9 protein-coding genes are annotated in these 11,269 nt (G+C 58.5%); 4 read left to right on the forward strand and 5 right to left on the reverse strand.

What is annotated here, in order from left to right:
* Positions 1 to 714 precede the first annotated feature (714 nt).
* Together ACSC1Y_RS16070 and ACSC1Y_RS16075 are read left to right on the forward strand one after the other, a co-directional pair.
* On the forward strand, positions 715 to 1,011 hold the full coding sequence (locus ACSC1Y_RS16070; RefSeq protein ID WP_435335963.1) for a hypothetical protein: 297 nt from the start codon (positions 715 to 717) through the stop codon (positions 1,009 to 1,011).
* Positions 1,011 to 1,178: a hypothetical protein gene (locus tag ACSC1Y_RS16075; protein WP_435335964.1), complete on the forward strand. Its 168-nt coding sequence runs from the start codon at positions 1,011 to 1,013 to the stop codon at positions 1,176 to 1,178. The genes ACSC1Y_RS16070 and ACSC1Y_RS16075 overlap by 1 nt, the downstream gene beginning before the upstream one ends.
* Positions 1,179 to 1,425: 247 nt before the next feature.
* Here ACSC1Y_RS16075 and ACSC1Y_RS16080 read toward each other — a convergent pair whose 3' ends face one another.
* Positions 1,426 to 1,716, reverse strand: coding sequence for a hypothetical protein (locus tag ACSC1Y_RS16080; protein ID WP_435335965.1), 291 nt, complete (start codon positions 1,714 to 1,716; stop codon positions 1,426 to 1,428).
* Between the two features lie 207 nt (positions 1,717 to 1,923).
* Positions 1,924 to 2,253 carry a hypothetical protein gene (locus ACSC1Y_RS16085; protein WP_435335966.1) on the reverse strand — a complete coding sequence of 110 codons (330 nt, stop codon included), beginning with the start codon at positions 2,251 to 2,253 and terminating at the stop codon, positions 1,924 to 1,926.
* A 642-nt stretch (positions 2,254 to 2,895) separates the two neighbouring features.
* Here ACSC1Y_RS16085 and ACSC1Y_RS16090 point away from each other — a divergent pair.
* Together ACSC1Y_RS16090 and ACSC1Y_RS16095 are read left to right on the forward strand one after the other, a co-directional pair.
* Entirely contained in the window at positions 2,896 to 3,177 is a 282-nt protein-coding gene (locus ACSC1Y_RS16090; RefSeq protein ID WP_435335967.1) for a DUF7692 domain-containing protein, read from the forward strand.
* Positions 3,178 to 3,440: 263 nt separating this feature from the next.
* Positions 3,441 to 4,043 (forward strand): ribbon-helix-helix domain-containing protein, encoded by a 603-nt coding sequence (locus tag ACSC1Y_RS16095; protein ID WP_435335968.1) that lies wholly within the window; start codon positions 3,441 to 3,443, stop codon positions 4,041 to 4,043.
* A gap of 9 nt (positions 4,044 to 4,052) precedes the next feature.
* On the opposite strand, the gene ACSC1Y_RS16100 is transcribed toward ACSC1Y_RS16095, so the two are convergent.
* From ACSC1Y_RS16100 to ACSC1Y_RS16110, 3 genes are all read right to left on the reverse strand, one after another.
* Positions 4,053 to 4,346: a helix-turn-helix transcriptional regulator gene (locus ACSC1Y_RS16100; protein WP_435335969.1), complete on the reverse strand. Its 294-nt coding sequence runs from the start codon at positions 4,344 to 4,346 to the stop codon at positions 4,053 to 4,055.
* On the reverse strand, positions 4,343 to 6,877 hold the full coding sequence (locus ACSC1Y_RS16105) for a hypothetical protein (protein WP_435335970.1): 2,535 nt from the start codon (positions 6,875 to 6,877) through the stop codon (positions 4,343 to 4,345). Before ACSC1Y_RS16105 ends, ACSC1Y_RS16100 begins: the two co-directional genes overlap by 4 nt.
* Positions 6,878 to 7,166: 289 nt before the next feature.
* On the reverse strand, positions 7,167 to 10,310 hold the full coding sequence (locus tag ACSC1Y_RS16110; protein ID WP_435335971.1) for a phage/plasmid primase, P4 family: 3,144 nt from the start codon (positions 10,308 to 10,310) through the stop codon (positions 7,167 to 7,169).
* Between the last annotated feature and the right edge of the window lie 959 nt (positions 10,311 to 11,269).

The raw sequence follows: 11,269 nt of genomic DNA on the forward strand, positions 1-11,269 counted from the left end.
GAGATCGAGCGGTCACACTGGGGGCAGCGGCCGGGTTCGTACTTCACTGGCCATCACCTTGCTGGAAATCGTCGATTCGTCGGTTGCCGTTCGGCCAGGCGTCTTCCGGGGTTTCGTATTTGTCGCAGGCTTCAGCCACTTCCTCCCATGTTGCAGTAGGTGGAGCTGCTTCTACCCAGCGTGCGGGCTCCCACCGCGTGTAAGTGCGGGGGTGGGGTTCGGTGGTCTTTTCGTCCTTCGAGTGGCCACCTTCGCTAGGGCGGCCGGTGTGTTCAGTCGACATACTGTAGTGGGTTTGCCGATAGACACGCCGAAGCCGCCCGTTCTGAACGACTGATTCTAGGGCATGGAATTATGAGGCACTATTGCGTAGAACCAAGTGCACTTACTTGGTAGCGGGCCCCTGGGACTCCACCCCCTTGGGGCGGCTTCCTATTCCCCGATAGCTTCGGGTTCGTGTTGGCGAGTCTGACTCGGCAGAGGGAATGTTCCCTTATAAGAGGACACCTTGGTTCAAGGTGACATTTTCACGTCTAAAATCGTATAAGATGCTGAAACAGGCTTTTCAGTTCTGTTAACGCCTGTTAACGCCTGCTCGGGGTGTGTCGGCTGGGTGGGGTGAGCGAAGGTGACTAGGGGGTATGGTCCGTACTGTGGTATATGGCTTCAGACTTCAGAAAGCGTCTGCGCCGTCTCGAGAATCGAGAAAGCCGAATGGAAGAGATAAACCCGTTTGCTGAGCTGGAAGACATAGACCGTCGGTGTCGGAAGGCTGAGGAAGACGATATCAAGCGGTGTTGGTGCCCGGATACGCACCCAAAGCCACCGAGTTCGAAGCAAGAGGGTGTGACGTCTCTAGATGGGAACCGTTTGGTGGATTTGATGGGGGACACGCCAGCGATTGAAGACGAGTTGGGGCTGTCTGACCCAGTGAACGGAGGAACTGAGAACTCGATTCTGGGTATCGACCTGGACAGCAAGAACGGTTCGTCGGGGGTGCTGGACTTCTAATGCCAGGCATTGCTACTGTCGGAGTGGGGGCAGTGGTGTCCGGCATCGCGGTGGTGTTGTTCGCTGGGTTCGCATCTCAAACCGGGAACCCAGGTATCGGCGTGCTCGTCGGGCTGCTGGCGGTGTTAGCGGTGTTCGTCCCGCAGTTCTTCACGGGGGACTTGTGACGAAACGGTCGCAAGATTCTGAGAGTCTAATCGACATACGGAAGCGGGTTGTTGCTTGTTGCTTGTTGTGGGCTAAGGGACATACACAGTAGTCACGCGATAGAAGACAGCTGAGAGAGGTTCACCCTCGGTCTGATCGGTGCCTGAGCTGTTGTTGGGAGAAAACGCTAATCGCTATACTGGGTCGGGTTCTGAATCAACAACAACAATCGGAACTACACACTACGCGCATAACGAAAAATCAGAATCAGATTTGCCGGTCGCCCCTGGTCTGCTCGTCTCGGACCCAGGCAGCAGTCTGCCACCGTGGCACTGTGTCGTTCCATGCGGCAGCTCGTTCTAGAGCAGGGATGGTCTGTGGTGAGACGGCGATCTTCTCGTAGCTGTCCGGGTGGTCTATGTCTCGCTCGACGTACCCCACCTGTGCGTCTCTCACAGTGTCATGGGCATCGGGGAGAAGGTAGACGACCGAGTGTTGGAAGACGAACCTGCGGGCGGTCTCGGGAACCGTAATGGCCGTGTGGTTGGCGCTGCTCATTGTCCCCTCTCATGGGCTGCCGCCTGTAGTTGGTGAGCTAGCCGCTCAGCTTCTCCCTTGGAGAGATCGAGGGCAATGCTCATTTCTCCCGACTCGACGATGATTGATACACTGCTTTCGTCGTGGGGGTGGTTCGACTCAACTCGATACCGAGTGTAGGCATCGAAACCTTCGACGTCCATCGCGACGGCTGCTCGGCCAGTTCGTTCACTCATGGGTGTCCTCAGTCTGGTCTACACGGTCTCTTTCCTCTTGAGTGAGGTTCCCGTAGAGTACGCCGGTCTCCCAAGGATTGTGTCCTTGAAGCCGTGCGGCGTCTTCGAGCAACTCCTCGAGAAGCTGAATTTGGTAGCGTGCATTTTCAAACGGGGTAGTGTCGAGTTCGCTCCCGTTCTCAAGTGCGGAAATGATTAGCCCGAAGTGGTCGGTGATATCGTCATAAACGATACTGGTGAGACGGGCTGCGACGTGCTTGCTCGCAATCTGTCTGGCGGTGCGTCCGGTACTGCTTTCCGAGTGTGGCGTCTCCATTGGCATGGCTGGACTCTCTTCAGCCCGAGGGTCGGACGTGTTGGTGCACGTCCCGGCCACCTTCTGACCGGTATCCCCTCGCGCTTACCCAGTAGTCTATGCTACACTGACTTAACCCTTAGGGTCTAAGGGTAAGATTCCATGGCTTTGGAAGTAAGGGTTAATATTTGGGAGTGTATGGGTTAAAACGTGGGGCACACAAATACACCAACAATGCTAGAGGCAGACGACCTAGGACCAGCCGACAACAAGCTTCTCGACTTACTCCATGCGGGTAGAGTGACTGCTCCGTATGCAGCTGAAGAAACGGACTATAGCTTACAGTACGTGCGTGACGTCCTTGGCCGACTCGTCGAGCACGGGCACGTACAGAAAGTCCACAAAGGATTGTACGAGCTGGTAGACGACCCTCGCGAAGAATGAACCTGAAGCGGGTATCGCGGTGCGTCCGCCGGGGGTTGCACGTCGACAAAGTGCCTTTCCGAAATATGAACACAATCCAGTCCTCGGGTGTGTTCATATCGCGCTCGTCGCGAGTAGTTGACCCGTCGAATGTGACGGCTGTCCAGAAGGAACCGGGTGTCGAGGAGGCAAATGTGCCTGTTAGCTACCTCGAGAGAGACGCTAATCAGAACTCGTGAACACAGTATGAGCAAGGAGATACCGAAGTCTGTCCGTATCCGAACGGGCGAAGGAAACGAATACCGGTACGATGCTATCCAGCAAGCAGCGACCCACTACGGAGTGAACAAGTCCGATGCAGTGGCCTACGCCTGCGAGGATGCAGTGAAGCTACGCAAGGCAGCGAGGCAGCTGCTTGAGAGGGAAGACCTGTCTTTGTCCATCGAAGAGAGACAGGAGATCGCAGAACTGTTCTCTGTGGGTAGTCGGAAGGTCGATCCTTTCCCGTTCGTCGACGTCGACGAGTAGCCGGGGGTTGGTCGACCACCCCGGATGAGATTGCTCGGAAGCGGGGTAGATGGTTGAGCAGTGCTGGTAGCAGCAAGAAACCCCGTAAGTAGTCGCCGGTAGTTTCTAGAAATAGCAGTTCTTCTATTCAATTGCTGCTCACGCAGACGCTTGTGCTTGCATCGAGCGTCCTCCGGGGGGGTAGCTGCCCGGGGGACCACCGCCTATCTCCCCCACGTTTGCTCCCCTAGAGATTCTTGTATTCGGTGGCGAATACGTTCGTAGTGCAACCGATTACGCTTCGCCTCTCCGATTCATTGCTAGATAACCTCGATGAGGAAGCAACCAAGTTCGGCTTTGGTAGCCGGTCCGAATACGTTCGCCAACTGCTTCGTAATCGGTCCGGTGTCGAATCGAATACGGGGGCGAATACGAAACGAATACAAACCGAATACGTTTCGCGAGAGGAGTTCGATGATCTTGTTTCGCGTGTCGACAAACTCGAGAGCGGTGAAACTGCCGTAGATGTAGAAGGACCGGATACGGCCGAAGGGGGTGTGTTGGGAAGGGTATCTCCTCCGGTCTCACCCCGGGGGTTGGATGCTAGAAACCCGGCTGTAGAATTGCTGGAAGAGGCTAATTCGCTGGAGTGGGATTCAGTGGTCGCTCAGACCGAGGAGCGGGTTGAAGCTCTCGCAGTCGCCGCCGATTTAGTCCGCGCGTGGGAAGGTGTCGGTGTGACTGCTTCCCAGCTTGTGTACGTCGCGAAGAATGGGCGAGAGTTGGGTATCAATGATGATTCTCTCCAGCGAGTACTGAGCGATATGCTGACGGAGTTCGAGGAGATCGAGAGTACGGGTAACGCCTACGTGTGGGTAGGGGAGTAGTACCACTAGCTATAGTTTGTTCTTCAATCCCAATTCGAGCTGTTCCTCAACTTCGGGAAATTGCTCGGGCCGAACTAGCGAATCAAACGGCCCATAGAGAAGCAGGTAGGATACAGCGTCTCGGCTAGCTTTGTCTTTCGCGGTCTCCTTGTGGACTCGGGTCGTATTCTCGGGTAGGTCGAGTTCCTCCGCGATTTCTTCGATGCTCATTCCAGTTCGAAGCCGTACAACAACCTGCGCCTCGCGTTTCGTGAACCCTACAGCCACGAGGTCGCTCTCCCATTCGTCGGTGTTGATAGTCATATCAGGTCGTCGTCGGGGAATCCTGCTTCAATATCAAGCGACGTTCCCAGGTCACTGAGCCCCTTCGTCGAGGGCTTTCTGCCGCTCAGAATCTCGGATTCCGAGGCAACGTCCGACTCAAAGACCTTCTCGAAGCTGTCCCCGACACCGCTCTCGGAGAACAGGTCCGTATCGGACTCCAGGCCTGGAGTGAACAGCTTGCGCTTCCGTTTTGTCTCTATATCCGTGTCGATCTCGAGGCCCGTCTCTATGCTCTGCTCCAGTTCAAGGGACACATCTCGCGTCTGTTCGAGGCCGAGGTCGATCTGTTGCGAGATACTTTGTTCTACACTCTGGCTTGTCACTGTCTCGATTCCGCTCGCTTCGATTTGTCTAAGGTCTTCCAGCAGCGACGAGCTGGCCGCCGCCTCGAGTCCCGTGGTGACGTCAGGGACTTCTACCTGACTGAGGTCCCCGAGGAGCCCCGACTCGGATGCTGCCCGTAGGCGCGAACGTCTCTTTAAACCGTCCACGGCCAAGGATGTGTTTTCACTCCCGAACCCTCCGAGTTCGGCAGCAAACGCCTCAAGTTCCGTGTCAACTTCCGCCTCCAGGTCGGTTTCCGTGGCGGATAGGTCCGGGTTCATGCGTTCGATACGTGCCTCTAGCTCGCTCTCGAACTCGGTTTCGGACGGGAAGGCTTCGACCGGCGGCATTTGTTCCCGGGCGATTTTGGCCTGCTCCTCCAGCGCGAAGTCACTTGTCGTCTTCGCACCCAGCGACCCTTCTTTCTCGAACTCTCGTTCGATAAGGGTGGCACGAGTGCTTTCATTCAACTTCGCTATGTCCTCTTCGGGAATCTCCGAGATCGTCGTATCCCGGGTGAGCTCGATGGTCTTCTGCTTGGACAGGCCACCCTTCGACTTACCGAGTTGTGCCACGTCGTCCCCCGGCAGGTCCTTCAGGTTCACTTCCACACTCCCCAGTCTCCGCCGTGCACGTGACCCAGCTACCTTCACCCGTCGTCCGGCTTTTCGAGCCCCGAACACCGCCAGTTCCTCGAAGTCCAGCTTCCCGCCAGGGAACTTCTGAGCGAACCCACGAACCGGTGGCACCTTCGACACAGACCCGAAGAACAGCTCCTCACCGGGTTGCACGAGAAGACGGCTAGTCCGCCCAGCCGTCGTAGTTGCTCCCGTCGCCCGGAACAGGGCAGCACTACCTACCAGGGCTCCCGCGACTCCAGCCGTTGCTTCGACTGGGTTCTCTCGGAACTGCGTTTCTATCTGGCCGCCCATGAACTCCCCTGAGTCGACTACGTCCGTACTGAGATCGCCCAGGATTTCCTCGTCGAGACCACTGAAGACGGGCGGCCCACCCGCGACGCCTGGGGTTGTCTCGAACGAAGACAGTCCTCGGGCCGAACTCGCTCCGATGAACTCCCCGGCTTCGTCCAGGGCAAGAGCGTTCGCTGGCAGATTGGCGAGACTCGCAAGGCCACGGCCGGCGGCCGTCCCCGTGTCCGTGAAGAACGTTCCATCGTCTCCCTGCAGTCCCGCCTCGCGGGTGAGCAGGTCCGCTGGAACACCGACCGAGAGACCGGCAGCGTTCCCGACACCGCTCAGGAAGTCCCCTGTAGTGTCTGCGGCATTCTCCACATCGCTTTCCAGCCCTTCGATACCGAGGAAACGGTCGCCGTCGTCGAACCGCTCACCGACTTTCACAGACAGGTCTCCGTCCTCTTCGACTACCTCAAGCTCCGCGTTCGGGAACTGCTCTTTGGCCTGGCTCAACAGCAGGTCCTTCTCGGCTTCCTCGGTGAGACTGACGATAGGCTCATTCGCCAGCTCTCCCACGTCTATGTCTTTGCCCGTCGCGCGCTCCACGTTCGTCAGGGTAGCGCGTCGACGTCGTTTCTCTCCCTCAGTCGGGAACCTCGCGAGAATATCGCTCTCGTCTAAATCGTCGTTGCTCGCTGCTACGTCCTCGCGAAGTTCCCGAAGGAAAGCTTCGTCTGTCGCTTCGACTGTGAACAAGTCATCTTCCGCCCGGGTAACGAGATCGTCCAGGTCGAAACGGTCCGATGAAGCGGCCACAGAACGCTTCAACTCGCGACGACGGCCGCCTTCCGACAGAGACACACCGAAACCGGTTGGCCCGAAGTCCACCGACAGGTCTCCCGAATCGAGACCGAGATTCCGCTCTGCCTCGCGTCTCACCTGATTTTCCGCAAAAATGTCGCCTCGAACATCACGGGAGAACGCTGCTCGCTCCCGCTCAAACTGTGTCTGTGCGATATCCCGATTCAGCTCTCTTCCCGTCGACCCCAGCCGGTCGAACGCTGCTTGTTGGTTCCTCTGAACCCTTGACTGTCCTGAGTCGGTGAGTTCTACTTCTCCCTTGAACGTGCTCGTTCCGTCTGGAGAAGTTGACTCTTGGACGTCTGTTACCTCCACCTGACTCGGGTCCGTGATATCCGGGTCATTCTCCACTACACTCTTCTCGATGGCTTTCTCTACCTCTCCCGCCGGACCGGTCTCGATGTTACCCAAGCCAGCAGCTCGACGAACATTCTCGTTAAGCGGTGGGCTAGAACCCGTATCTCCTCGCAACGTCCGTCGACGGCCGCGATTAATGTCGTCCGGCGGTCCCCCGAAGTTGGACGAGGTAGATACAGCGCCCGGCTCATCCGTGCCACTCTCCGTGGCCGGTCTTTCCTTCTCCGTCTCGTTGGAGGAACCCCTCGCGTCCCCCGGGCCAATTCTAGGCATCCTTGTGTTACTATTCCTAGCAAAGGCCCCTAAAAGCGCCGCTCACCCCACCAAATGGGGGTATCTGCGACTACAGCCGTCTCACTCTCACCCCGTCGTCGGTCTCCACAATCTCGAACTCGCCCGTCTCCTCCACACCCGAACGGAGTGCGTGCTCGGCCGCTTCCGGGTCGAGCCCGTCGAAGGTCGTCGTTGCCTTCGCTATCAGCTCACCCTTCGCGAGTTCGGCGCCATTCCGTTCCAGAACGTCCGAGAGACGTTCCCGATTCGCTCGGGTTCCTTCCGGCGTGTCTTCGGTCTCCGTCTCGTTGGCGGCCGTCTCTCCGCCGTCAGTGGCCGCCTTTCCCAGGTCGCTCTGGTTCTCTGCCGTTGCCTTCGATTCTGTGTACCCGACACCGGCCTGTATTTCGCCTATCTCTGTGAGACCCTCGCGAGACTGCAGCTGGCGCTTCCCGTTGTGCTCGCCTACCTCTGCGTGCTTGACGACCACCGAACCCCCTTCGCGCTCTTTCAGCAACTCGGCCACGTCGTCGTCCCACGTGACGAAGTCCATTACGCCGGTCTCGTCTTTCAGAATCGCCTTCGTCGTCGGGTTCTCTCCCTCGAAGGTGTCGACCGTGACGATCTCCGCCGTGACGGTTACGTAGCCAGTGAGAGACTCGGCTGCCTTCGTAATCGGCGTGGCCCCGAACGCTGCCGGTTCTGGCTCGCTGGCTGCCTCTGTCTCGTCTTCGTCCTCCTCGAAGTACCGAGACACCAACCGGGCGTTCATGAACTTCTTGGCCGACTCTGCGAACTCCACGTACCGCCAGCACCGGTCTCGGTCCTCGCCCGGGGTAATCGCCCGGCTACGGGTCGACTCGACGTCTATCGAACTCATCTGTGATATCTTCCGCTTGAAAGCGTCCTCGCTGGCTGCTCGCTCGCCTTCGAGGTCGCACATTTGCGTATACACGCTGTAGACGTCTTCTTTCACCACTATTCCCGAACCGTCTGCCGGGGACAGGTGGGCGAGTGCGAACCTCTGTATCGGGTCGCTAGCCGACTCGTACAGTTCTCTACGCTCCTCGGGGCCTTCTGGCATCGAATATTCCCCGTTCCGGTCGATAACCTTCCGTGCGTGCTCAACGGCCAGAACCAACAGGCCGCGCATAGCAGCGTCGTCCTCGAGGAGATCGCTCGCGATACCCGGGACCTTCTTCTTCTCCGTGGGTGCCTTCGGGTCGTCGACGAACCGATACGGCATTTCAATCGGATAGAGACGGTCGCTGATAGCCACGGTCTGCTCCTTGATTCGAGGCGGTTCGTTAGCCGAGAAGAACATAGCCGCCTCATTCTCGAACTCGTATTGCTTCTCGTACTTCTCGTTCGCTCGAACCGTACCGTCGCCCGTGAGCGACTTGATGATACTCGTATCCCGTATCTCGCCTACGCTAATGTCGTCCCCGACATTGATGAACGCGCCTGGGAGACCACCGGTTGCGAAACTGTCGTCCCCGGTGAGGTCCTGCAGCTCGACACTGGCCGCGTTCTCCTCACCGACGAACCCACGGAACAGTTTGCCGACTCGCGTCTTCCCGTTCGAACCGGGACCGTACATCATCACGAACGCCCGGTATGGGTGTCCTGGCATCAGGCCGTGGGCCAGGTGGTCGAGCAGCGTATCTCGATCTTCGGGACGCTTCGTTACGTCGTCAAGGAACTCTAAGACGGGTTCGGTGTCCGCGTTCTCGGGGTCGTAAGCCCACTTGAGGCCGCGAGTGAACTTGTAGGCCGGACTGTGCTCCTTCATATCGCCCGTCTCAAGGTCGACGACACCGTTCCCGACACAGAGTAGCTTAGAGTCTCGCGTGCGGGCGTTCAGGTGCTTGCGCTTCGTCTGGTTCCGTGCCTCGATACGGCCGATTATCTCCCGTGCCTCTTGCTGGCTGTAGTGCTTGCCGAGACTACTCTCGAGGAGCGAGTTCGCCCACTGCTCCCCCCACGGGTTGAAGTAACCCGACTCGCTGTTGTAGACCCAGAGCTTCTCACTGTCCATTACGTACATCCAGTGCGTTTCGTGCTCAAGGGCGTCAGCAGCTACCAGACGGCCGTCAGCCTTCCCTTCCTCCTCATACGTGTCGTACACGTAGGCCCACGTGCTCGATAGCGTCTCGGCCGTGCTGGAGCCGTCTGAATCGGTCTCGGTTCCATCGTCCCGCTCATACTCGGGGATTGGGAAGCCGAGTTCTCGGAGGTGGTCGACCGCCTTCCACCACAGTTTCCCGGATACGTCGCCCCAAGAGCAGCCGGAATGGGAGATTTCTCCCATATCTATCGCTGCCATTTCCAGGGGGCCACCGCTACCCGAGTCCGTCCCCGTGTCCGTCCACCCGTCCCGGTCGACGATATTCGCCGTCCCGTTACAGTTCGAACCGCCCCAGGTCGGATAGAACGCTCTGTTATCCCCACTGGCGGAACTTTCACTGTTCCACCGCCGGACGATGGTCTTCTCGGCTACGTCCCGCGCGTCGAGCTGGTCGACGGCTGCAGCGATCTCCTTCGCGTTCCCCGTCTTCGAACTCGTCGAAGGCTGGGTAACGGTCCTGTCGTCGTCTCCCGTCGACGAGTCGGCCACCCACGGGGTTTCTCCCGTAATGCTCTCGTAGGCTTCTTTCAGCCACTCGACGACGTGCTCACCGTGCTCTGCTACGGTCTCTCCCGAGTTCTTGAGGGTGTCCCCCGTGAACGTGAAGAACTTCTTCTCGTAGGCTTCTACGCCTTCGTGCTCGCCCACAGAGCAGTCAGACCACCACTCGGGGAGGTCTAGACCAACCACGGGAATGTGGATACCTGTCTCCCTCTCTGGGTCGTCTTTCGACGGTGAGAACTCGACGTAATCCCCGTTCTCTATGAACGGTTCTAAGGAAGGCAGCCAGTCTTTCGGACTGCCGTCTTTGTCCGCGCACCCGTCGATGTCGAGACCGCCGTACAACCCGCGCGGGTAGTCTTCGAGACCGCTCGCGAAGACGTAGCCGATACCCCACGACTCGCGTTCTTGGGCTGCCTCGTATGCCTCCTCGAATGTGTGCCAGTCGTCTGGGTTGGTCCACGACACCCCGAAGTTTCCGCGCCAGTGCGGCCGCCGGGGTGTGTCTGACGAGTTATCCCACATTAGCCACTGGGGTCGCTCTTTCAGCTCGGCCGGGATCGCGTCGACGTTTACCTCTACCATGCTGCCTCACCCCGAGACAGGGTGTCGGTATCCTGAGGTGTCCTGTAGTGTCCTCCCCCCGGGGAGGACAGACAGGACGCTTTAGACGGCTTCTGCCGCCCGGAAACGGCCTTCTCAGATTTGTGTCCCGGGTGTCCCGGGTCTATCCGAAACCATCGAGGCGGGTGGGCGTGCGCACATGCGCGCTGCGTGCGATAGTTCCGTTTAGGGGCAGGACACCCAGGACGGGCCTCGTTTTCAGTCGTCTCAGGTAGGTAAGGAGCCGTTTTACTGTCCTCCCCGGGGGGAGGACACAACAGGACACCCAGGACAGAAAGACGGTTCTCTGGGTGTCGGGTGTAATGTCGGTCGCCGTGGATCGGGGTCATGTCGTTGTGGTCGAGCTGGTTGCGCGACCGCCCGAAGACGGTCCCCTGACTAGACCCCCTTCTAACTGAAGGGGAACCTCTAAGTCTGTGGGCGACAGAAATGCAAGTGGTTACAGACCGGGGTCGGTCCCCGGGCACTTCTGTCGACGTGCTTTGTTTCTTAGCGTCTGCTTTGTCCTGTTGCACACGTTCCACAGCGTGCCCCATAAAGGGATAGGGAATTGTAGGGTTCATTCTGCCACCTCGCGAACGCGCTGACCGCAATACTCGCATTCGTGGACTCGGCCGGGCAGCTCGTCGTCTCCTCGTCGAGCTGGGTGGAGAGTGCCGCCACAGTCCGGGCAGTCGAAATTAGCGGTGTCGACACCCTGGTAGTCGTATTCTTCGCGCCAGCTTCCGCTCGCGTTAGTCATTCTTCTGTTCCTCCCACGTGCAGAACGGGCACGTGTCGAAGGCTTTCAAACTCTTCTGTGAGATCGAGCGGTCACACTGGGGGCAGCGGCCGGGTTCGTACTTCACTGGCCATCACCTTGCTGGAAATCGTCGATTCGTCGGTTGCCGTTCGGCCAGGCGTCTTCCGGGGTTTCGTAT

Source organism: Haloarchaeobius lipolyticus (assembly GCF_051208015.1).
Taxonomy (GTDB): domain Archaea; phylum Halobacteriota; class Halobacteria; order Halobacteriales; family Natrialbaceae; genus Haloarchaeobius.